The organism is Aequorivita nionensis (assembly GCF_046352995.1).
Taxonomy (GTDB): domain Bacteria; phylum Bacteroidota; class Bacteroidia; order Flavobacteriales; family Flavobacteriaceae; genus Aequorivita; species Aequorivita nionensis.
In genome coordinates this window covers 76,479-97,579 of record NZ_CP130281.1, presented here as the reverse complement: position 1 = coordinate 97,579, position 21,101 = coordinate 76,479, and the positions used below count along the sequence as shown (strand labels likewise).

Sequence of the window (21,101 nt, the reverse complement as noted above, 5' to 3'; positions counted from 1 at the left end):
TATTAGCGAAGCGTATGAAATTCCCCCTTCGGGGGTTAGGGGGCTATTTCCACTTAATATTACACCCAATACTCGGTTTTTGATCCTTCCGCTGCGGATTGTTATTAAGGATATTGTCCAATGCTTCGCGAAGGTCGCGACCATTTACGGGAATTCCATTTCCGGGACGGGAGTTGTCTAATTGACCTCTGTAAACCAGTTTCAATGCATCGTCAAAAAGATAGAAATCTGGTGTGCAGGCAGCATCGTAAGCCTTTGCTACTTCTTGGGTTTCATCGTATAAATAGGGAAATGGGTAACTGTGCTTTTGGGCTGTCCGCCACATTTCCGCAGGCGAATCGTCTGGGTAATTGATAACGTCGTTACTACTTATGGCCACAAACCCAAAACCTGTAACCCGATAATCATTGCAGAGGCGCACAATTTCTTCGTTTACATGTTTCACAAAAGGGCAGTGATTGCAGATAAACATAACCACAGTACCTTTTTCGCCACGAACGTCTTTTAATGAAACAGGTTTTGCCGTTATAGCGTTGATCAATGTAAAATCTGGCGCTTTGGTTCCCAAGGGAAGCATTTTAGATTCTGTTCTTGCCATTTTCTTCTTTTCTATATTGGTTGTAAACTATGGTTTAAAGTTACGATTTTTGAATCACTAAGTTATTGAGTTATTAAGTTAATGGGTTATTCGCTTCTAAACTCTTAAACTCCTCAACTTTTAAACTTTTCTACTAAAGAATTTATAAAACTTTGCCGTTGCAAAATATCTCTATTAACTTTAAAATTTAAAACCAACAATTATGAAAAACTCATATTCATCACTATCCGTGGCTATTGAAGATTTGCAAAAGCACGGCTTTACCGAAGATTTTAATCTAGTGGGCGAAGGCATAGAATCCAAAAACCTTAAAAAGCAATGGAAAGCCGGCGAATTGGACGTGGTAAAATTCTATCGTTTTGAAGGAATGACCGATCCGGGCGACAATACCATTCTTTATTTAATAGAAACCCACGACGGGCAGAAAGGTTTGCTTGTTGATGTGTACGGCGCAGACCAAGGCGAGATTTCCCCTGAAATGATTAAAAAACTTACCATTCATCATGACGAATAATCTTTCTTGGGCCGATTTTGAAAAGGTTGAAATGCGCGTGGGAACCATTCTCGAAGCCAACGATTTTCCCGAAGCTCGAAATCCTTCGTATCAACTTTTAGTAGATTTTGGAAGCGAACTTGGGCAACGGAAAACTTCGGCACAGATTACTTCCCTGTATTCAAAAGAGGAATTAATAGGGAAGCAAGTAATTGCCGTGGTGAATTTCCCGAAGAAACAGATTGCCAATTTTATGAGCGAATGTTTGGTTTTGGGTGCCGTTGAAGGGAAAAATGTAACGCTTTTACAGCCAGGAAAAGAAGTTGAGAATGGATTAAGAATTCTATAGCTAAAAGCTTTTTTCAATACCTTCACCGAACAAAACCTAAACCTATGAAAAAGTATTTTCTTTTTATATTGTTTCCGTTACTTCTGAATTCCTGTAAAAACAACTCCGAAGTAGAAAAATCCGAAACAGAAATTGTTGCCAAAAGTTCTGAAAAAATAGATGAATTGCAGTGGCTTTTGGGAACTTGGATAAATCAAAATGGGGAAGAGTTTTCACAAGAAACTTGGTCGCAAGAAAGCCCAAGCAGTTTTACTGCGTTCAGTTTTACGCAAGTTGGAAAAGAAACTGTTTTTGCTGAAACTATGGCTTTGGAACAAAAGGCAGATAGTTTGTTATTGACGGTTGCAACTGCCAAACCTGAGCAAGAAAAACCAGTTACTTTTAAACTGATTTCTTCGGAAAATGGACAGTTTACTTTTGAAAATAAAAACCACGATTTTCCACAGCGAATTATCTATACAAAACCAGCAAAAGATTCACTCCACGCTTGGATTGAAGGAACGCTAAATGGTGAAGCCAAAAAAGTTGATTTCTCTTTTTCCCGTAAGAACTAATTAAGAAACATCCGCATCCAAAGTATCAGTAACTACATAATAACGCGGATCTTCAACAGAATCTTCAATAATAGTTTCAAACTCAGGATTCCACTTTAAAAGAAGTGCTTTACAGTCTGGGCTGAGGTGCGTGAGTTTTACTTTTTTACCACCATCTATGTATTTGTTGGCTATATTCCGAACCGCTTCCACACCCGAATGGTCTGAAATTTTAGATTCTATAAAATCAATTTCAATGGAATCTGGGTCGGTTGAAACATCAAATTTTGTATTGAATGCTGAAGTGGAGCCAAAAAATAACGGCCCCCAAATTTCATAAACTTTCGTACCGTCTTCCTTAATTCGTTTTCGGGCGCGAATCATAGTGGCACTTTTCCACGCAAAAACAAGGGCACTCATAATTACACCCACAAAAACCGCAATGGCCAAATCCTGCCAAACAGTAACTGCGGAAACTGTAATCAAAACGATTGCATCTGCCACTGGAATTTTATTGAGAATCCTAAAGCTGCTCCACGCAAAAGTGCCTATAACCACCATAAACATAACACCCACCAAAGCTGCGATGGGGATTTGTTCAATCAAGGGAGCGCCGAAAAGCACAAAACATAAAAGCGCAATTGCTGCCGTAGCTCCCGAAAGTCTGCCGCGTCCGCCCGAACTTACGTTGATAATGGATTGCCCGATCATTCCACAACCGCCCATTCCGCCGAAAAACCCATTCAAAATATTTGCACCACCTTGGGCAACACATTCACGATTTCCGCTTCCACGGGTTTCGGTCATTTCGTCTATTAAGTTTAAGGTCATTAAAGATTCAATTAAACCAACGGCAGCCAGTAAAAATGCTGTGGAAAGTATTAAGTCCCAATGGCCGTTATTTGTTTCTAAAAAGCCGAAAATCTGTGTTTGAAAATGTGGAAGCGAACCTTTTAATCCACTTCCGCCACCGTCACGAATAAAGGAGCCAACGGTGCTCACATCAATACCTCCGAAAATTGTTATGCAAGCCACAACAATAATTGCTATCAATGCTGCGGGAAGTTTTTTGGTAAGCTTTGGCAAGCCGAACATTATGCCCATCGTCAAACCGACCAATGCCAACATAACCCATAAATCTGGGCCAGTTAACCATTGCGGAACCGTGCCGCGACTTTCTTTAAAAAGACCTAATTGCGAAAGAAAAATCACGATTGCCAAACCGTTCACAAATCCCATCATTACTGGGTGTGGAATAAGTCTAACAAATTTTCCCAATTTGAAAACCCCTGCAAGAATCTGAATAGCACCCACAAATAAAAGTGTAATAAAAAGCCATTGCAGCCCGAGATTTTGAACTGGATCAACCAAAGTCAATCCAACCTCATTCCCTTTTTGAATTAAATGTACCATCACCACGGCCATTGCGCCCGTTGCACCAGAAATCATTCCAGGACGGCCACCGAAAAGGGCGGTAACAACCCCCATTATAAAGGCTCCGTACAAACCAACCAAAGGGTCAATGCCTGCAACAAAAGCGAAGGCAACGGCTTCAGGAACCAAAGCCAAGGCTACGGTAAGTCCTGAAAGAATATCGTTTTTTGGGTTTTGAGTAAAGGATAATAGGTATTTTGCTAGCATTTTTATTTTTTAAAGGCGGCAAATATAAGGTTTTGAAAATAGACCAAAGACCGCTTCGCTGAAAGATACAAGACTTAAGGCTAAAATGGAAATGTTTAAAATTTCAAATTCCAAATTCCAAATTCCAAATCCCAAATCCCAAATCCCAAATCTCAAATCCCAAATCCTGAATTTTTTGATCTCTTCACTTCCTTAAAAATTTTCCATGAATTGAATTTCAAAATGGCCGTTGCACAAAGTAAACCTGAAAGCATGGCGCCTGCCACACCTACCAATGTTATATCCTGCCCAGTTAAAAAAAGCCCTTTTATTTTTGTTTTCGGGCGTAAAAAAGGAAGCGTGAATCGTTCCGCGGAATGTGCCAAACCGTAGATTTCGCCGTTTTTATAATTTGTGAAATTTTCTGTAGAGAGCGGGGTTGAAACCTCGGAAGCCACAATGGTTCCTTCAACCTGTGGAAAAAATTTGTACAGAATTTTTAGCATTTCTGCTTCAAAATGCTTTTTGAGTTTTAAATATTCCTCGCCGCGTTTCATCCAATTGGAATCTTTAAATTCTTCAAACCAATCCATATTTCCAACGGAAATGGCTTGTATTGTTGCCGTGCCTGGGTTTTTAATTTCCCAATCGGGGTCTTTTGCGGAAGGGAAAGAGATATAAGCAAAATTTTCGGGAGCATTTTCCAAAGTTGCTTCATCAAAAATCTCATCAATATCATCGTGTTTATAGTACCACAGATTGTGCTTTGGCAGGTTTAAAGCATCACTGGATTTATTCAATCCAAGATATAAGCAGATATGTGCGCTTGCGGGTTGCACATTTTTTAAGCTGAAATTGCAAACTTTTCGGTCTTCTTCCGAAAGCAGATAATTAAAGGTATTGTTCACTCCAATGTTGCTTATCACACTTTTGCACGGAATGAATTTTTCGCCAAGGTTAATTCCTTGAACACGATTGTTTTTGGTAACGATTTCGGTAACATCTGCATTAATAAAAATTTTACCGCCGTGTGCCGTAAATACCGCAAGGGTTTTTTCGCAGATCTGGTCTGCACCGCCAATAGGGTAGTAGCCGCCTTCCAAAAAATGCCCGATAACCATTGCGTGTGCCCCAAAACTGCTATTTTTTGGGGAAAGGCCATAATTGCCGCATTGTGCACATAGCACGGCAATCAACCGTTGGTTTTTTGTGAGTTCACTTAAAACCTCCCAAGTGGTTTTTTGTGAAAACTTGGAATATCGTTTTCTAAAAATCCAACCAACTGACTTGCTGAACCAAGGTTCAAAAATCTTTTCAAAAAAGAAAATACTTGCGCGTTTGTTAGTTTTGGCAATGAGTTTCAAATAGGCATCAAGCGCTTTTTCTTCCTTGGGAAAATAAGTGATGAGTTGTTTTCGGAAGTTTTCCTTTCCTGCTTTAAAAATATATTCCTCACCTTCAATATTTGCTACATCATATACTTCACCCATAGGTTCCCACTCCAGTTTTCCATCAGTCAAAAAGTCGAAAAAGCCACGTAATGAAGAATCTGCAGCCATATTGCCAACATAGTGAACCCCAACATCCCACTGAAAACCATCTTTTCTTTTAAAGCTATGCGTAAAGCCACCGGGAACATAATGACGTTCAAAGATTGCAACTTTTTTCCCACTCTTTGCGAGCCAAGTGGCGACGGTAAGTCCGCCTATTCCGCTGCCAACAACAATATGGTCCAATCCTGAAAAATCCAGATTGGGTTTATAGGGTTGGTAGTATTTGTTAACCATAAAATGTTTTCAGTAGATTTTTTCGGTTCTGAAAAATAAGTAAAGTATTTCAGCTTCCGTTAATTCAGAAAATAAAAAAACCGGCAGCGATTTTTACCGTGCCGGTTTTGTTTTATAACTTATGAAATTTAAATATCGTCAAATTCAATATCAGTAAAGCTGCTGGTGTCTGGCTGCCCATTTTCTGAAATCTTTTCAGCAGTTGTGGAAACGTCATCAGTTTCTTTTTTGTAATCTTTTTGGTGGCGTTCGCTTATTACTTCTTCGCCTTTTTCATCTATTACGTAGTTTATCATTTCATCCAAGGTATCCTTAAACTCACTGAAATCTTCTTTGTAAAGATAGATTTTGTGTTTTTTATAATGATAGGAACCATCATCGTTTGTAAACTTTTTACTTTCAGTAATAGTAAGGTAAAAATCTCCTGCTTTTGTGGACCTTACATCAAAAAAATAAGTACGTCTTCCGGCGCGCATTACTTTTGAAAAAATTTCCTCTTGCTCCATCGTATATTGGTCGCTCATAATTTTTTGGTTTTTTGCTTATGTTTAGCCAAAAATCCAAAAAAAAACCAAATCAGCCAAAGTAAAATTTACATTTCTTTTTCCAAAAGCTGTTTTGCGTATAATTCCTTATAGTAGCCATCAGAATTTACCAGCTCGTTGTGTGTTCCTTGTTGGATTATTTTTCCTTCTTCCAAAACAATGATTTTGTTGGCATTTTTAGCTGAAGAAATGCGGTGGCTAACAATAATCGTGGTTTTGTTTTCCGAAATTTTATGCAGGTTTTGAAGTATTTCCTCTTCGGTTTCTGTATCCACGGCTGAAAGACAATCGTCAAACAATAAAATTTGAGGATCTTTAATAATTGCACGGGCAATAGAAACGCGCTGTTTCTGGCCGCCGCTCAAAGTGATTCCACGTTCCCCCAAAATAGTATCGTACCCTTTAGTGAAACCAATAATATTTTGGTGAACGGCTGCGTTTTTGGCGGCTTCAATTACTTCTTCTTCGGTAGCGTTTTCCTTTCCAAAGCGAATGTTATTTCTAAGCGAGTCACTAAACAAAAAAGCATCTTGCGGCACATAGCCAATACTATCCCGCAAATCGGTAAGGTTTACTTTTTTAATTGGTGAGCTGTCAATTTTTAGCATTCCTTCATCAACATCATACAGCCTTCCTATCAATTCCAGAATAGTGGATTTTCCCGAACCTGTATTGCCGACAATCGCCAATGTTTCGCCGGGCTTTACAATAAAAGAAACATCTTTCAGCGCCGTAATGCCTGTATCAGGATAGGTAAATGTGAGCTTGTTGAATTCAATATTTCCACTTACCGGCGTATTTTCTTCTACCAAGTTTTGAATGGTGGGTTCAGTTTCCAAAAATTCGTTGATCCGTTTTTGTGAAGCTTCCGCTTGTTGCACCATTGAAGTTACCCAGCCCACAACAGCAACTGGCCAGGTGAGCATATTCACATAAATCAAAAATTCAACAATAGTTCCAAACTCGGCTATTTCACCATTTATGTAGCGTGTGCCTCCGATGTAAATAACAAGAATGTTGCTAACGCCAATAAGAAGCATCATCAACGGAAAAAACAAGGCTTGTACTTTCGCCAAATCAATATTTTTAACTTTGCTTCCTTCGGCGAGTTCCTCAAAGTTTGCATTGGTCCGCGGCTCAATTCCGTAGGCTTTTATCACTGCAATTCCGCTGAAACTTTCCTGCGTAAAAGTGGTGAGTTTTGAAAGATATTGCTGTACAATGGTGGTTCGATGGTTGATGAGCACACTCAGCTTATATATGGCCAAAGAAAGAATTGGTAATGGTGCAATGGCGTATAAAGTTAACGTTGGTGCTTTATAGAACATATAGCTTACCACCACAACAAAAAGTGTGACCGTTGTGATGCTGTACATAAGCGCAGGGCCAACGTACATTCGCACTTTGGAAACGTCTTCACTAATACGGTTCATCAAATCGCCGGTTCTATTCTGTTTGTAGAATCCGAGGGAAAGTTTTTCGTAATGTTGAAAAATTTCATTTTTAAGATCATATTCCACATAACGCGAAACTACAATAAAGGTCTGCCGCATCATAAAAGTGAAAAAAGCCGAGAGCAATGCTGCTCCCAAAAGCAATAAAATATTGATGAGAAGTTCGTGTTTTACAAAAGCAAGATCGGTAATTTCTCCATTCATGTACTGTTTTACGGCAGTCACGGAATCACCTATTTTCATTGGTACTACCAATTTAAAAACGGTAGCAATAATGGTTATAAAAACGCCCAATAGCAGACGCCCTCTATATTTCAGAAAATATTTATTGAGATATTTTAATTCTTTCATTTTTAAGAGATAGAATATTTTTTAAAATTCTTAAATTAACACCTAATGCTTTGTGAAATTGACAACAAAAAGTTACTTTTGCACCGCCTTTTTAGAGGATGAACAAAATAATAAAATAGCTATGGTAACTGAAGTAATCAATACGAACGAACTTCACAAAATGGACCCTGTTTTCGGACAACTGTCCTTTGACAATCACGAACAAATCGTTTTTTGCAATGACAAAGATACTGGTTTAAAAGCAATAATTGGTATTCATAATACCGTTTTGGGACCAGCTTTGGGAGGTACCAGAATGTGGAACTACACCAGTGAATGGGAAGCATTGAACGACGTACTGCGCCTTTCACGCGGAATGACTTATAAAAGCGCGGTTACCGGGTTAAATCTTGGCGGCGGAAAAGCGGTATTGATTGGTGATGCAAAAACACAAAAAACTCCTGAATTAATGTTGAAGTTTGGTGAGTTTGTAAATTCTTTAGGCGGAAAATATATTACAGCCGAAGATGTTGGAATGGCAACTTCTGATATGGATTTGGTACGCACGGTGACGCCTTACGTTACAGGCATATCTGAATCTAAGGGAGGTGCGGGCAATCCTTCTCCAGTTACCGCCTATGGCGTTTTTATGGGAATGAAAGCAGCTGCTAAATATAAATTTGGAAGCGATGTGCTTGAAGATAAAGTGATTTATGTTCAGGGAATTGGAAACGTTGGCGAGTCTTTGGTTGAAAACTTGAGCAACGAAGGTGCAAAAGTATATATTTCCGACATCAACCAAGATCGTTTGGAGGAGGTTCGCGACAAGTACAGTGTTAATATTTATGGTGGAGATAACATTTACGCAGAAGAAATGGACATCTATGCACCTTGTGCTTTGGGGGCTACTGTGAATGATTTCACCATCAATCAATTGAGAACTAAAATAATTGCCGGCGCGGCAAACAACCAATTGGCTGAAGAACAAAAGCATGGAAAAATGCTTCGCGAAAAAGGAATTGTATATGCACCAGACTTCTTGATAAATGCCGGTGGAATTATAAACGTTTATGCAGAACTTGAAAATTATGACCGTAAGGAAATAATGCGCAAGACAGAAAATATATACAATACTACTTTAGAGATATTAAAAAAAGCTGATGTGGACAATATTACCACGCATCAAGCTGCATTCAACATAGCACAAGCTAGAATTGATGCAAGAAAAAACGAAAAATAGATTTCCTTTTTCTTAAAACACTATCTTTGCAACGCACAGGAAAATTCTTGTGCGTTGTTTCTTTAAACCAGTTCTTTCAAAAAAATATATGCTTACAAGAAGACATATCCGAGTAAAAGTTTTGCAGTCCGTTTACGCTTATAACCAAAGTGATAACCCAAATATAGATGCACAGGAAAAATTTTTGCTACACAGCATAGACCAGATGCTGGATCTTTATTTGTTGCTTTTGCAATTATTGGTTTCACTTCAGGAACAAGCTGATACTTATCTTTTAATATCCCAAAAAAAACATTTGGCCACCGTTTCAGAAAAAAACCCGAGCCGAATATTTGTTGATAACAAGTTAATACGGCTTATTGCCAACAACACTACTTTTAAAGATGTAATTGAAAAGAAAAAACTTGATTATTGGTCACTGGACGGTGAGTACGTAAATATCATTTTAAAAGAATTACGCCAATTGAATTGGTACGAAGCCTATCTATCTAAAAAAGAAACTACCTATAAAGAAGACCAAGATTTTGTGGCCAAGGTTTTTAAGGAAGTGATCGCGCCCAATGAGAAACTCTATGATTATTTGGAAGATAAGCGATTGACTTGGGTTGATGATTATCCAATAGTTAATACAGCCATCGTTAAAATGCTTGGCAAGCTTTCAGAAAAGAATGCCTCCTCGCTTTTGGTGCCAAACCTTTATAAAAACGACGAAGATCGTGAATATGCACTGCAGCTTTTCAGAAAAGTAATTTTGAATGAAGACAAGCTAAACGCGCAAATTGAAGGAAAAACCCCAAACTGGGACCAGGACAGAATTGCCGATGTAGATTTAATTATCCTGAAAATGGGAATAGCTGAATTTTTATACTTTCCGTCAATTCCAGTTAGGGCTACCATCAACGAATATTTGGAAGTATCCAAAGAATATTCAACCCCAAAGAGTAGCATCTTCGTAAACGGTATTTTAGATAAAATAGTGAAAGAATTTGAAGAGGAAGGCAAATTGAATAAAATTGGTCGGGGCCTTCAATAAAAGCAAAAAAATACCTATTTTTGGCGTGCTAAAAACATAAAAAATTTAAAATATCATGAAAAAATCAGTTTTAATAGTAGCAATACTATCTGTTTTTGCTTTTTCTTCTTGTAAGGATAATGCAGCAGACAAAGTAAATGAGGAAAATGTAGCAACTGCAGAAGCACGTGATGCAGAATCGGGTAAATTTCCAGCAATCACTTTTGAAGAAAGTTTGTTCGATTTTGGTACCATTGACCAAGGAACTGCTGTGGAGCACGTTTTTAAGTTCAAAAACACAGGAGAAGCTCCTTTAATGATTGTAAATGCAAAAAGTAGCTGTGGTTGTACTATTCCAGAATATACCAAAGAACCAATTGCACCAGGCGATTCAGGTGAACTTTTGGTAAAATTCAACGGAAGTGGTCAAAACCAAGTTAGCAAAACAGTTACACTTACAACCAATACCAAAGCAGGCACAGAGACTTTAACAATTAAAGCTTTTGTAACCCCTAAGGCAGGTGGTGCGGTAGCTCCAATAAAAACTCCAACTTCTAAATAATTATTTGGAATACTAAAAATTTCTATGGAACAAATACAAAGTTTTTTACCGATAATATTATTGTTTTTGGTGATGTATCTTTTCTTGATACGCCCCCAAATGAAAAAAGCCAAACAGGAAAAACAGTTTGCCGCCCAACTTAAAAAAGGGGATAAGGTAATCACCACTGGCGGAATTCACGGTAGAGTATTAGAACTTAATGATGATGGAACCTGCGTAATAGAATGTGGTGCCGGAAAAATAAAGTTTGAAAGAGCTGCAATTTCTATGGAAAGAACAGCAAAAATAAACGCTCCCGTTAAAGAAAAGAAATTGTAAATTGTTCCTTTTTAAATAAAAACTCCCTCACTATTTTTATATAGTTGAGGGAGTTTCTTTTTGTTATCGGTTTTCTGTTACAGATAATTGGAGTTTTTTATTTTCCCATTTATTCCTCTTCCATCTTAAATTTTGAAAGATCCTGTGCGGTAATTTGTGCAATGTTCACAATTACCTCAACCGCTTTTTGCATACTTTCCACAGGGACGTATTCATACCTTCCGTGAAAGTTGTGGCCGCCAGCAAAAATATTTGGACATGGAAGCCCCATAAAACTTAATTGTGAACCATCGGTTCCTCCACGAATTGGTTTTATAAGTGGTTTAATGCCTGCTTGCTCCATTGCTTGTTTTGCAATTTTCACAATATGCATTACAGGTTCAATCTTTTCGCGCATGTTGAAATATTGGTCTTTTATTTCAACAGTAACAACTTCCATTTCAAATTGCTCATTTAGCTCGTCGGCTAATTGTTGGACCATTTGTTTTCTCGCCTCAAAATGATTTCTGTCGTGATCACGGATAATGTATTGGATTTTGGTTTCATCAACAGACCCCTTAATTCCGTGAAGGTGAAAAAAGCCTTCGCGACCTTCGGTGTGTTCTGGGGTTTCCAGTCTTGGTAAAGAGTTGATATAGTCTGTAGCAATGTACATACTGTTCACCATTTTTCCTTTGGCATAACCAGGATGTACTATTTTTCCTTTAACGGTAACCACCGCTCCAGCTGCGTTGAAGTTTTCATACTCCAATTCGCCCACTTGGCTTCCGTCCATGGTATATGCCCAATCTGCACCGAACTTTTTCACATCAAATTTATGGGCGCCACGGCCAATCTCTTCATCGGGGGTAAAACCTACACGAATTTTTCCGTGCTTAATTTCTGGATGGTTTATAAGGTATTCCATTGCCGAAACAATTTCTGTAATCCCAGCTTTATCATCAGCACCCAAAAGCGTTGTTCCGTCGGTAGTGATTAGCGTTTGACCTTTATAAAGCAATAAATCCTCAAAATAATCTGGAGAAAGCACAATATCTTTTTCCTTATTAAGAACAATATCTTTCCCGTCGTAATTTTCAATAATCTGTGGTTTCACGTTAGCACCAGTAAAATCTGGCGAAGTATCAAAGTGTGAAACAAAACCGATTACGGGAACCGGATGCGAAACATTGGAAGGCAAAGTAGCCATTATATAGGCGTTTTCGTCAATTGTAACGTCTTCCAGACCTATCTGTTTTAGTTCCTCCACAAGTTTATTGGCGAGATCCCATTGTTTTTTGGTGCTTGGTGTGGTGTCGCTGTTTGGGTCACTTTCGGTGTCCACAGTAACATAACTTTTAAAGCGTTCAATAATGTGTTGTTTTTCAATCATAGCTTTTCTTTTACACTACAAAATAAAGCATATTCAAAATAACAAATACATAGATTAGTGTATTTTTGTACCACATTTTTCAACCATGTATAAAACCATCATTCGCCCACTATTTTTCAGTTTCGACCCTGAGAAAATACATTATTTCACCTTTTCCTTAATTCGGTTTTTCCATAAAATTGGCTTTGGAAGTATTTTCAGAAGCATTTATAAAGTTGAAAACCCTAAACTGGAACGTGAACTTTTTGGGTTAAAATTTCCCAATCCCGTAGGGCTTGCCGCAGGTTTTGATAAGGATGCGAAGCTATACAAAGAGCTTTCAAACTTCGGCTTCGGTTTTATTGAAATAGGAACAGTTACCCCGAAACCCCAACCCGGAAACGACAAACCGCGTTTATTTCGTTTAAAGGAAGATTCCGCAATTATAAACCGAATGGGGTTTAATAATGGGGGAGTAGAAGAGGCTGTTGAAAGATTGAAGAAAAACCCCACGACGAAGCCTGTCTTGAGCGAAGTCGAAAGGCTCGGGGAGACAACACACGTTTTAATAGGCGGAAATATTGGCAAAAACAAAGTCACGCCCAACGAAGAAGCAGTAAACGATTACATAATCTGCTTTGAATCACTTTTTGATTATGTGGATTATTTTGTAGTAAACGTAAGTTCACCAAACACGCCAAACCTGCGCGCATTGCAGGAAAAGAAGCCTTTGACTGATTTGTTGCAAACGCTGCAAGACAGAAATAATTCAAAAGAAAAACGCAAACCGATACTTCTAAAAATTGCACCCGATTTAACAGATGAGCAGCTTTTGGATATAATAGAAATTGTTGAAACAACAAAAATTGACGGGGTTATCGCAACAAATACAACCATTTCCCGAGAAGGGATTTCTTCCGAAAACAAAAAGGAAATGGGCGGTCTAAGCGGAAAACCATTAAATAAAAGAGCTACGGAAGTCATTCGCTTTCTTTCTGAAAAAAGCAATAAGGCGTTTCCAATAATTGGCGTTGGCGGAATCCATTCCGCAGAAGATGCTTTGGAAAAATTGGATGCTGGCGCAAGTTTGGTGCAGCTTTACACAGGTTTTATTTATGAAGGTCCAAGTTTGATTAAGCAAATAAACAAAGCCATTTTAAAGCGAAAATGATTGAAACCCTACTATCTTTTTCAATCGCAACGCTTGCTTTAGCCATTTCCCCGGGACCGGATAATATTTATGTGCTTACCCAATCTTTGGTGAATGGCACTAAAAGCGGAATCGCAACAACCGCGGGACTTATAAGTGGTTGTATTGTTCACACAACACTTTTGGCTTTTGGCGTTTCTGCAATTATTACCGCCTCGGAAGAAATTTTTTATGGAATAAAAGTTTTGGGAGCGTGTTATTTGCTGTATTTGGCTTATAAAGTTTATAACAGTGACGAGCATATTTCGTTGGCTGAAAACGCACCAAAAAAATCCTATTCGCAACTTTTTAAAACGGGTGTGATTATGAATTTGGTAAACCCGAAAGTGATGATTTTCTTTTTAGCATTTTTTCCAGGTTTTCTTTGGGATAAAGAAGGGAATACGGTTGCGCAGTTTTATATTTTAGGCATTACTTTTATGATGGTTTCCTTTTTAACCTTTAGCGCAATTGCAATGGCCGCAGGCCGAATTTCTGGATTGCTTAGGGAATGGAAAAGTATGGCTATGGTTTTAAAATGGTTGCAAATAGTGGTTTTTGTTGGGATTGCAATTTTTATCCTCTTACCTTAAATAAATAGATTTCTATTTTATATCATAAACATTTCCCATTTCTAATTTCGTATTTCCTATTTCAAAAACTATCTTTGAAGCAATGCAGCAAGTAAAAGTTATAGAATGTCCACGAGATGCCATGCAAGGCATCAAAGCCTGGATTCCCACGGAGCAAAAAGTGCAATATATCCAATCGCTTTTGCGCTGTGGTTTTGATACTATTGATTTTGGGAGCTTTGTTTCACCAAAGGCAATTCCTCAAATGCAGGACACTGCGGAAGTACTTTCAAAATTAGACCTTTCTGCTACAAAAAGTAAGCTGCTTGCCATAATAGCCAATCTTCGCGGGGCGGAAGATGCAGTGAAACATCCTGAAATTGATTATTTGGGTTATCCTTTTTCTATTTCAGAAAACTTCCAAATGCGGAACACACACAAAACCATTGCAGAATCTTTGGTGCTGCTTCAAGATATTTTAAACCTTGCGCATAAAAACAATAAAGAAGTAGTTGCCTATCTTTCCATGGGCTTCGGAAATCCGTATGGAGACCCTTGGAATGTTGCAATAGTAGGCGAGTGGACGGAAAAACTTTCTGCTATGGGCGTAAAGATACTTTCGCTCAGTGATACTGTGGGTTCATCCACCCCAGATATTATTTCATATTTATTTAGTAACTTGATACCCAAATATCCCCACATAGAATTTGGTGCACATTTGCACACCACCCCAGCCGCTTGGCACGAAAAAATCGATGCAGCATATAAAGCTGGCTGCCGAAGATTTGATGGAGCCATTCAAGGTTTTGGAGGTTGTCCAATGGCAAAAGACGAATTGACAGGCAATATGCCTACTGAAAAAATGCTCAGCTATTTTACTGCTGAAAAAGTTTTGAGTAACATAAACCCTATGTCTTTTGAAAGCGCACATAATGAAGCAACTAAAATTTTTACTAAATACCATTAAATGAGAAACTTTTTACTATTAGCTTTTGTGGGCTATTTTTTTTCGAGCTGTGAAGTTCTTCAGCAAGTGTATCCTGAAGACCCAATAAAAGGAGCGGGAGTCGTTACCCTTAAATTTGTTCAAATTAACGATGTCTATGAAATTGCTCCCTTGAATGGTGGCGAATACGGAGGCTTGGCGCGCGTGGCCCATATTCGCGATTCAATCAAAGAAAGATTTCCAAATACCTATTTGTTTTTGGCTGGCGATTTTTTAAACCCTTCTTTAATAGGAACACTAAAAGTTGATGGTGAACGCGTGAATGGTAAACAGATGGTAGCTGTGCTCAATGCAATGGATATTGACTTGGTTACTTTCGGAAACCACGAGTTTGACTTGAGTGAACAGGATTTGCAAAAAAGGTTGAATGAGTCAAACTTTAATTGGACTACCGCAAATGTTCGGCACGTTACCGAAAAAGGTATTGTGCCTTTTACAACCAAATGGGAATATTCTACAGTACCTACTTCAGATTTTACAACATTTAATGCCATTGATGCTGATGGTAATAAAATGAAGTTTGGTGTATTTGGAGTGACGCTTCCTTCAAACCCGAAAGATTATGTTTCCTACGGAAATATTTATGAGAATGCAGTAAGAGCCTATGGTTTGGCAATTGAAAAGTCTGATTTTGTAGTGGGACTTACACACGTTTCTATAGATGAAGACAAAGAAATAGCCAAACTTTTAAGAAGCCTGCCTTTAATTATGGGAGGGCACGAACATAATAATATGCTTGAAAAAGAAGGCAGAACAATTATCGCAAAAGCAGATGCCAATGCAAAAAGTATTTATGTGCACACACTTATTTATGACCTTCGAACAAAATACCTTCATATCAATTCTGAATTAATGATGGTTACTGATAAAATAGCATCTTCCGCCAAAGTGGAACGTGTGGTAAGCAAATGGACAGATCTTGTGAACGAGAAGCTAAAAGAAGTAGTAGAAAAACCTGAAGAGGTAATTTATTATGCTTCATCACCTTTAGATGGCACGGACACAGCTAACAGGAGCAAACAAACCAATATGGGCGATTTAATTGCGCACGCAATGGCCTATGCTTATGGAGATAAGCTAGATGGCGCTTTGGTGAATGGTGGTTCAATAAGAATAGACGATAGGTTGGTGGGCGACATAACAAGTATAGATATTTTTAGGGTCCTTCCCTTTGGAGGAAGTGTGTTGAAAATAGATTTAAAGGGAAGTCTTTTAAAGGAAGTTTTGGAATATGGAAAAAAACAAACTGGTGAAGGAGCTTACTTGCAACGCTATAAATTTTCGCAAAATGAAAATGGAGAATGGCAAACTGGAGATAAAACAATTAGCGACAATAAAACATATACAGTTGCTTTCAGCGACTTTTTGCTGAAAGGTTTGGATATACCATTTTTAACACCTGATAACAAAGGGATCGTGAAAATTTACACGCCTAATGAAACTGAAACTGCTGCCGATATTCGCAAGGCAATTATTTTTTATTTAAATTCACTAAAAAAATAAATATGCTTAAAAAAAGTATAAAAATCTTTCTTGTTTTGGCGCTTATTGCGTTAGTGGCCATCCAATTTATACGTCCAGAAAAGAATAATGATGGATATAAAAGCGTCGCATCTTTTGAATCGGAAACCAAACCTTCTGAAAAAGTTGCCGTTGTTTTAAAAGAGAACTGTTACGACTGTCACAGCAACCAGACCCAATACCCTTGGTATTCAGAAATTGCACCATTTTCATTATGGCTTGATGATCATATTGAGCACGGAAAAAAACATTTTAATGTTTCTGCTTGGAATGATTATACCGTTAAAAAGAAAGAGCATAAAATGGAAGAATTTGTTGAAATGGTTGAAAAAGGAGAAATGCCTTTACAGTCTTATACCATTATTCATGGCAATCTTTCCGAAGATGATAAAAAATTATTGCTTCAATGGGCTGGTTTGGTTAGACTTCAATATAAGCACCAACTGGAGGTTTCTTCAAAGTAAACATATTCTTTTCTTAAAGTTTAACCGCCCTGAAAAGTATATTACTAAAGAATTTGTAGTACATTTGCACGCAATTAATCCATAACCACTTTCGCTCTTGAAAGTTAATTTAATTGCAATGACCGCACACGATAACAAAATTCTTGGGGAAGGCCTTACATACGATGACGTACTTTTAGTGCCTGCCTATTCTGAAGTTTTACCACGCGAAGTTTCCATCGCCACAAAATTTTCACGAAATATAACATTGAACGTTCCCATTGTTTCTGCAGCAATGGATACTGTTACAGAAAGCGCCATGGCAATTGCTATAGCTCGCGAAGGCGGAATTGGTGTGCTTCACAAGAATATGAGCATTGAGCAGCAAGCAGCCGAAGTTAGAAAAGTGAAACGTGCCGAAAGCGGAATGATCATAGACCCGGTAACTTTGAAAAAAGGAAATACGGTGGGCGATGCCCAAAAAACAATGCGGGAATACAGCATTGGCGGAATCCCCATTACTGATGATGCGGGAAAGTTGATCGGGATTGTAACCAACCGTGACCTTCGTTTTGAAAAAGATTTGAAAAGACCTTTGAGCGAAGTTATGACTTCAGAAAATTTAGTTACCGTTGCACAGGGCACTTCTTTAAAGGAAGCTGAAATAATTCTTCAAAAAAACAAAATTGAAAAACTGCCAGTGGTTAGCGATGACGGCAAACTTTTGGGGCTTATTACATTTAGAGATATTACAAAACTTACCCAAAAACCTATAGCCAACAAGGACAAATACGGCAGGCTTCGCGTTGCTGCCGCGCTTGGTGTAACCGCTGATGCTGTAGAAAGAGCCGAGGCCTTAGTAAATGCTCAGATTGACGCTGTGATTATTGATACCGCACATGGTCATACAAAAGGTGTTGTTGAAGTTTTGAAAAAGGTGAAACAAAAATTTCCAGAATTAGATGTAATAGTAGGTAATATCGCTACAGCTGATGCCGCAAAATATTTGGTTGAAGCTGGTGCTGATGCCGTAAAAGTTGGAATTGGACCAGGTTCAATATGCACTACTAGAGTGGTTGCAGGTGTTGGTTTTCCACAATTTTCAGCTGTGTTGGAAGTAGCGGCGGCCATAAAAGGAAGTGGTGTTCCCGTAATTGCAGATGGTGGAATTAGATATACTGGTGACATTCCTAAGGCTATTGCAGCTGGAGCTGATTGTGTGATGCTAGGCTCTCTTTTAGCTGGCACAAAGGAATCTCCTGGGGAAACCATTATTTACGAAGGAAGAAAATACAAATCATATAGAGGAATGGGTTCTGTGGAAGCAATGAAGCAAGGTTCCAAAGATCGCTATTTTCAAGATGTTGAAGACGATATTAAAAAACTTGTTCCTGAGGGAATTGTTGGACGCGTGCCCTATAAAGGGGAATTGCTGGAGAGTATGACCCAATTCATTGGCGGTCTTCGAGCTGGAATGGGTTATTGCGGCTCTAAGGATATTGAGACTTTAAAAGAAACCGGGCGTTTTATTAAAATAACAGCTTCGGGCATCAATGAGAGTCATCCACATGATGTTACTATTACTAAAGAATCCCCGAATTATAGTAGATAAAAGCTTAAAATTATAAAGCTTTAAGCAAAACGGCTATAAAAATATTATTGTTTAAAAGCACTGGCGGTCTCCAGTGCTTTTTTAATTTAAGGAATTGAGCAACTCTTTAAAATAACTGATAATTGTTTCCAGTTGGGCACTGTCTTTTTTCCTCAATCTGGCGGAGTATATAATTTGATTGTTTTGACAAGTAATCTTTGAATCTCTAAAATAAAGCAAAGCACGAGTGTATTGATTTGAAAGCAACTTTTCTGTCAAAATGGTTTTATTTCCTCTTAAGCTGTATTGCGGAGAACGGAAAATAATACTGGTGAACACTAACTTCTTAATTTCAGAAAAATTAGTTTCTGTAATTAATAAATTTTTCGGACTGAAAATTATATGGATGTGCTTTTTCCATTGACAATTAAATGCATAATTTTTGCCATTTATGATAATGGATTCGGTTACTTCACCAGTATAATTATTTTTTATTTGTTTAATAATCTCTTGGTGCATCGTTAGAATTAATTTTTCTTTCTAAATGTTTTAAAATTGAGATAAAATTTTCAAACTGTGCTTCAGTATCAATTCCTTTTGTTGGAGTAAGAATAATTTTTGAAGTGTTTTCCTTGGGAATACGGATATAAACCTTTTCTTTTTTGAGTTTACTAAAAAATGAATTCCCTTCAATAATTTTTTTAACTACTTTTTCGTCGCTTTTAAATATATAACCTTCTTTAATTGTTATGTTTTTTGATTGAAAAACTCTTTGAATTATTCTTTCCCAAGAAGAAACTGGGTATATTTCTAATCTCCCATTAGCCTTTTTACTTAAATGAAGTGTTATTCTAAAGCGTTCCGAAGTGGGAATTGCTCCGCCTACTTCATTTAAATTAACTGAGATTTTTGACCCTCCAATTGTAAAATATGCACTTTTGGGTTGAAAAATTAATTTACCAATAGACGAAAAGGCTTCTTTGATGTTTTCTTCTGTATAGTGACCGTCATTTTTTTCTGTAAAACTTTTAAGAAGGTTCATAAAACGCACTTGAGAAGTTATTCAAATATAACTATTTCTAAAAAGTATGGTTAAAAAAAGACGTGAAGCCAATAACTTCACGTCTTTTTTTTTTAAGAAAAGTTGTATTATTTTTCTTAATCTTCCTCCGTTAGAGTAATGCCAAGCTCCAGTAATATTGGAACAGTAAGGTCATATTCCGGATCTAAATAAACCAAATCCTGAGTGGTCTGGGTCACTTGTGTATAGTTCTGTGCTTTTGCCACTTTTTCCAATGCTACTCCTATTTTTTTATAAAGTGGCTTAAGGGCTTCGGTTTGCTTAATATCCATCAATTTAGCACCGTTCTGTTGGAATTTCTGGATGTCATTCTCCAGGTTTATTATTGCGGTTTGCTTTTCATTTTTCTGCTCCTCGGTAAAGGTTGGTTCTCCTTGTTTATATTCCTCTACAAGTTTTTTATACGCATCCACTTTTTTGTTGAGGTCTAAATCCAGTTGTTTTCCATAATTTTCAAGCTCGGTTTGAACAGCGGTAAGTTCAGGCATTTTAGAAAGAATATACTCTATGTCTACAGCGCCAACTTTTCCTTGGGCGAAGGTTGAAAGACCGATAAAAAATACAGCAATTTTAAGAAATTTCATTTTGTTTGTTTTTATAATTCAGAGCGCAATATTACTATAAATATCGCAAATAAACAGGGAGTTACATTCAACGTTTGTAAAAAATATAATCAGTAACAATAGGTTCCACTCCTTTGGTTTTCAAAAGACTCATTAGTTGTCCTCGGTGATAAGTGGTGTGATTGATAATGTGAAAAAATATTTCGCTAACAGTATTGGTAAAATTTTCCCCTTTGCTATTGGTGTAGTTTATGGCTTTATTTAAACTCTCTTTCTGAAGAATTTCCATACTTTGCTCAAAATTTTCGTTGTTTATGAAATGTAAATCTTCAATTTCCAATTCTTGCCAAACCTTAAGGGCGGGAGCAATACCAAGAAGACGATGATTCCATACGTGGTGGGCGTTTAGTGTATGGCAGGCAAGCAGGCTTATTTTTTCTGAATACGTTTCGGGATGTTTAATTAACACCTCAATTAGCTGTTTGTTGCACTGGTGCGTATATTGAAAAGTATCTTGAAAAAATGCTTTCATGGTTCGTCATAAATTTGTCCACGAGTAGGTTTCAAGGTTTCCCTTAATGTATTCATTAAGCTTTTTTCAACTACGAAAAATGCAATATGGTGCATTGGTGTCATTTCTTCGTGGCCTGTAAAAGCGTTGTTTAATTTTTCTGTTTCCGAAAATTCGGAAAGGTGTTTTGCGTGGTGTTCAGCAATATATTTTGCATTCGGACCTCGAAAATCCCATATAAGTTTTACTCTTTCAGTCATTTATATTAAGTTTTGGGGATAATTGCTTCATCTGAATAAAAATACTTTATAAAATACTTTTATTGGGGTCTGCAAGTTACGGGATTTAAGAATATTTCTGAAAAGGTGAAACACTATATTTATATTAAATTCGTTTGCATTTGGGGTGTAAGTTCCCGTACCTTTTTGCTAT

At 37.6% G+C, this 21,101-nt stretch carries 23 protein-coding genes; 13 read left to right on the top strand and 10 right to left on the bottom strand.

Annotated elements, in window-relative coordinates:
- Positions 1 to 43: 43 nt before the first annotated feature.
- Positions 44 to 598: a thioredoxin family protein gene (locus Q2U82_RS00505; protein WP_068762874.1), complete on the bottom strand. Its 555-nt coding sequence runs from the start codon at positions 596 to 598 to the stop codon at positions 44 to 46.
- A 202-nt stretch (positions 599 to 800) separates the two neighbouring features.
- Here Q2U82_RS00505 and Q2U82_RS00500 point away from each other — a divergent pair, with 202 nt between their 5' ends.
- Genes Q2U82_RS00500 through Q2U82_RS00490 form a run of 3 tightly spaced genes read left to right on the top strand, consistent with a single transcriptional unit; the run spans position 801 to position 1,994 of the window.
- On the top strand, positions 801 to 1,112 hold the full coding sequence (locus Q2U82_RS00500) for a phosphoribosylpyrophosphate synthetase (RefSeq protein ID WP_410005829.1): 312 nt from the start codon (positions 801 to 803) through the stop codon (positions 1,110 to 1,112).
- A complete protein-coding gene (locus Q2U82_RS00495; protein WP_410005828.1) occupies positions 1,102 to 1,440 on the top strand; it encodes a tRNA-binding protein in 339 nt (112 codons plus the stop codon). The genes Q2U82_RS00500 and Q2U82_RS00495 overlap by 11 nt, the downstream gene beginning before the upstream one ends.
- Before the next feature lie 44 nt (positions 1,441 to 1,484).
- Entirely contained in the window at positions 1,485 to 1,994 is a 510-nt protein-coding gene (locus Q2U82_RS00490; protein ID WP_410005827.1) for a DUF6265 family protein, read from the top strand.
- On the opposite strand, the gene Q2U82_RS00485 is transcribed toward Q2U82_RS00490, so the two are convergent.
- From Q2U82_RS00485 to Q2U82_RS00470, 4 genes are all read right to left on the bottom strand, one after another.
- Complete coding sequence (locus Q2U82_RS00485) at positions 1,995 to 3,614, bottom strand: SulP family inorganic anion transporter (RefSeq protein WP_410005826.1); 1,620 nt, start codon at positions 3,612 to 3,614, stop codon at positions 1,995 to 1,997.
- A gap of 152 nt (positions 3,615 to 3,766) precedes the next feature.
- Positions 3,767 to 5,380 (bottom strand): phytoene desaturase family protein, encoded by a 1,614-nt coding sequence (locus Q2U82_RS00480; RefSeq protein WP_410005825.1) that lies wholly within the window; start codon positions 5,378 to 5,380, stop codon positions 3,767 to 3,769.
- Positions 5,381 to 5,508: 128 nt separating this feature from the next.
- Complete coding sequence (locus Q2U82_RS00475) at positions 5,509 to 5,904, bottom strand: PUR family DNA/RNA-binding protein (protein WP_068762866.1); 396 nt, start codon at positions 5,902 to 5,904, stop codon at positions 5,509 to 5,511.
- Between the two features lie 68 nt (positions 5,905 to 5,972).
- Entirely contained in the window at positions 5,973 to 7,730 is a 1,758-nt protein-coding gene (locus Q2U82_RS00470; RefSeq protein WP_410005824.1) for an ABC transporter ATP-binding protein, read from the bottom strand.
- A 121-nt stretch (positions 7,731 to 7,851) separates the two neighbouring features.
- Here Q2U82_RS00470 and Q2U82_RS00465 point away from each other — a divergent pair, with 121 nt between their 5' ends.
- The 4 genes from Q2U82_RS00465 (at position 7,852) to yajC (ending at position 10,841) form a co-directional block, all read left to right on the top strand.
- Positions 7,852 to 8,949, top strand: coding sequence for a Leu/Phe/Val dehydrogenase (locus Q2U82_RS00465; RefSeq protein WP_410005823.1), 1,098 nt, complete (start codon positions 7,852 to 7,854; stop codon positions 8,947 to 8,949).
- Between the two features lie 88 nt (positions 8,950 to 9,037).
- A complete protein-coding gene (gene nusB, locus Q2U82_RS00460) occupies positions 9,038 to 9,982 on the top strand; it encodes a transcription antitermination factor NusB (RefSeq protein ID WP_410005822.1) in 945 nt (314 codons plus the stop codon).
- A 55-nt stretch (positions 9,983 to 10,037) separates the two neighbouring features.
- Positions 10,038 to 10,523 (top strand): DUF1573 domain-containing protein, encoded by a 486-nt coding sequence (locus tag Q2U82_RS00455; RefSeq protein WP_410005821.1) that lies wholly within the window; start codon positions 10,038 to 10,040, stop codon positions 10,521 to 10,523.
- 24 nt (positions 10,524 to 10,547) lie between these two features.
- Positions 10,548 to 10,841 carry a preprotein translocase subunit YajC gene (gene yajC / locus Q2U82_RS00450; RefSeq protein ID WP_410005820.1) on the top strand — a complete coding sequence of 98 codons (294 nt, stop codon included), beginning with the start codon at positions 10,548 to 10,550 and terminating at the stop codon, positions 10,839 to 10,841.
- Between the two features lie 109 nt (positions 10,842 to 10,950).
- Here the strand turns inward: yajC and pepT are convergent, their stop codons facing one another.
- Positions 10,951 to 12,213, bottom strand: coding sequence for a peptidase T (gene pepT, locus Q2U82_RS00445; RefSeq protein ID WP_410005819.1), 1,263 nt, complete (start codon positions 12,211 to 12,213; stop codon positions 10,951 to 10,953).
- An 85-nt stretch (positions 12,214 to 12,298) separates the two neighbouring features.
- Here pepT and Q2U82_RS00440 point away from each other — a divergent pair, with 85 nt between their 5' ends.
- From Q2U82_RS00440 to guaB, 6 genes are all read left to right on the top strand, one after another.
- Positions 12,299 to 13,363, top strand: coding sequence for a quinone-dependent dihydroorotate dehydrogenase (locus Q2U82_RS00440; protein ID WP_410005818.1), 1,065 nt, complete (start codon positions 12,299 to 12,301; stop codon positions 13,361 to 13,363).
- Positions 13,360 to 13,974, top strand: a complete 615-nt coding sequence (locus Q2U82_RS00435; RefSeq protein ID WP_410005817.1) for a LysE family translocator — start codon at positions 13,360 to 13,362, stop codon at positions 13,972 to 13,974. Before Q2U82_RS00440 ends, Q2U82_RS00435 begins: the two co-directional genes overlap by 4 nt.
- A gap of 82 nt (positions 13,975 to 14,056) precedes the next feature.
- Positions 14,057 to 14,920 carry a hydroxymethylglutaryl-CoA lyase gene (locus Q2U82_RS00430; protein ID WP_410005816.1) on the top strand — a complete coding sequence of 288 codons (864 nt, stop codon included), beginning with the start codon at positions 14,057 to 14,059 and terminating at the stop codon, positions 14,918 to 14,920.
- On the top strand, positions 14,921 to 16,462 hold the full coding sequence (locus tag Q2U82_RS00425) for a bifunctional metallophosphatase/5'-nucleotidase (protein ID WP_410005815.1): 1,542 nt from the start codon (positions 14,921 to 14,923) through the stop codon (positions 16,460 to 16,462).
- Positions 16,463 to 16,464: 2 nt separating this feature from the next.
- The gene (locus Q2U82_RS00420) at positions 16,465 to 16,944 is read left to right on the top strand and encodes a heme-binding domain-containing protein (protein WP_410005814.1); all 480 of its coding nucleotides are present in this window, start codon (positions 16,465 to 16,467) and stop codon (positions 16,942 to 16,944) included.
- A gap of 118 nt (positions 16,945 to 17,062) precedes the next feature.
- Positions 17,063 to 18,535, top strand: coding sequence for an IMP dehydrogenase (gene guaB / locus Q2U82_RS00415; RefSeq protein WP_410005813.1), 1,473 nt, complete (start codon positions 17,063 to 17,065; stop codon positions 18,533 to 18,535).
- A 478-nt stretch (positions 18,536 to 19,013) separates the two neighbouring features.
- Here guaB and Q2U82_RS00410 read toward each other — a convergent pair whose 3' ends face one another.
- From Q2U82_RS00410 to Q2U82_RS00395, 4 genes are all read right to left on the bottom strand, one after another.
- On the bottom strand, positions 19,014 to 19,556 hold the full coding sequence (locus tag Q2U82_RS00410; RefSeq protein ID WP_410005812.1) for a hypothetical protein: 543 nt from the start codon (positions 19,554 to 19,556) through the stop codon (positions 19,014 to 19,016).
- 116 nt (positions 19,557 to 19,672) lie between these two features.
- Positions 19,673 to 20,179 carry an OmpH family outer membrane protein gene (locus Q2U82_RS00405; protein WP_410005811.1) on the bottom strand — a complete coding sequence of 169 codons (507 nt, stop codon included), beginning with the start codon at positions 20,177 to 20,179 and terminating at the stop codon, positions 19,673 to 19,675.
- 67 nt (positions 20,180 to 20,246) lie between these two features.
- Entirely contained in the window at positions 20,247 to 20,690 is a 444-nt protein-coding gene (locus tag Q2U82_RS00400) for a DinB family protein (protein ID WP_410005810.1), read from the bottom strand.
- A complete protein-coding gene (locus Q2U82_RS00395) occupies positions 20,687 to 20,929 on the bottom strand; it encodes a hypothetical protein (RefSeq protein ID WP_410005809.1) in 243 nt (80 codons plus the stop codon). Before Q2U82_RS00395 ends, Q2U82_RS00400 begins: the two co-directional genes overlap by 4 nt.
- Positions 20,930 to 21,101: the final 172 nt, after the last annotated feature.

Bases quoted from the DNA above. Each gene is read 5' to 3' on its own strand.
- yajC (WP_410005820.1), top strand. From the start codon at position 10,548: ATGGAACAAATACAAAGTTTTTTACCGATAATATTATTGTTTTTGGTG.
- Q2U82_RS00505 (WP_068762874.1), bottom strand. From the start codon at position 598: ATGGCAAGAACAGAATCTAAAATGCTTCCCTTGGGAACCAAAGCGCCA.
- Q2U82_RS00480 (WP_410005825.1), bottom strand. From the start codon at position 5,380: ATGGTTAACAAATACTACCAACCCTATAAACCCAATCTGGATTTTTCA.
- Q2U82_RS00420 (WP_410005814.1), top strand. From the start codon at position 16,465: ATGCTTAAAAAAAGTATAAAAATCTTTCTTGTTTTGGCGCTTATTGCG.
- Q2U82_RS00405 (WP_410005811.1), bottom strand. From the start codon at position 20,179: ATGAAATTTCTTAAAATTGCTGTATTTTTTATCGGTCTTTCAACCTTC.
- Q2U82_RS00490 (WP_410005827.1), top strand. From the start codon at position 1,485: ATGAAAAAGTATTTTCTTTTTATATTGTTTCCGTTACTTCTGAATTCC.
- Q2U82_RS00430 (WP_410005816.1), top strand. From the start codon at position 14,057: ATGCAGCAAGTAAAAGTTATAGAATGTCCACGAGATGCCATGCAAGGC.
- Q2U82_RS00440 (WP_410005818.1), top strand. From the start codon at position 12,299: ATGTATAAAACCATCATTCGCCCACTATTTTTCAGTTTCGACCCTGAG.
- Q2U82_RS00400 (WP_410005810.1), bottom strand. From the start codon at position 20,690: ATGAAAGCATTTTTTCAAGATACTTTTCAATATACGCACCAGTGCAAC.
- Q2U82_RS00455 (WP_410005821.1), top strand. From the start codon at position 10,038: ATGAAAAAATCAGTTTTAATAGTAGCAATACTATCTGTTTTTGCTTTT.
- Q2U82_RS00500 (WP_410005829.1), top strand. From the start codon at position 801: ATGAAAAACTCATATTCATCACTATCCGTGGCTATTGAAGATTTGCAA.
- Q2U82_RS00475 (WP_068762866.1), bottom strand. From the start codon at position 5,904: ATGAGCGACCAATATACGATGGAGCAAGAGGAAATTTTTTCAAAAGTA.
- guaB (WP_410005813.1), top strand. From the start codon at position 17,063: ATGACCGCACACGATAACAAAATTCTTGGGGAAGGCCTTACATACGAT.
- nusB (WP_410005822.1), top strand. From the start codon at position 9,038: ATGCTTACAAGAAGACATATCCGAGTAAAAGTTTTGCAGTCCGTTTAC.
- Q2U82_RS00435 (WP_410005817.1), top strand. From the start codon at position 13,360: ATGATTGAAACCCTACTATCTTTTTCAATCGCAACGCTTGCTTTAGCC.
- Q2U82_RS00465 (WP_410005823.1), top strand. From the start codon at position 7,852: ATGGTAACTGAAGTAATCAATACGAACGAACTTCACAAAATGGACCCT.
- Q2U82_RS00470 (WP_410005824.1), bottom strand. From the start codon at position 7,730: ATGAAAGAATTAAAATATCTCAATAAATATTTTCTGAAATATAGAGGG.
- Q2U82_RS00495 (WP_410005828.1), top strand. From the start codon at position 1,102: ATGACGAATAATCTTTCTTGGGCCGATTTTGAAAAGGTTGAAATGCGC.
- Q2U82_RS00410 (WP_410005812.1), bottom strand. From the start codon at position 19,556: ATGAACCTTCTTAAAAGTTTTACAGAAAAAAATGACGGTCACTATACA.
- Q2U82_RS00425 (WP_410005815.1), top strand. From the start codon at position 14,921: ATGAGAAACTTTTTACTATTAGCTTTTGTGGGCTATTTTTTTTCGAGC.
- pepT (WP_410005819.1), bottom strand. From the start codon at position 12,213: ATGATTGAAAAACAACACATTATTGAACGCTTTAAAAGTTATGTTACT.
- Q2U82_RS00395 (WP_410005809.1), bottom strand. From the start codon at position 20,929: ATGACTGAAAGAGTAAAACTTATATGGGATTTTCGAGGTCCGAATGCA.
- Q2U82_RS00485 (WP_410005826.1), bottom strand. From the start codon at position 3,614: ATGCTAGCAAAATACCTATTATCCTTTACTCAAAACCCAAAAAACGAT.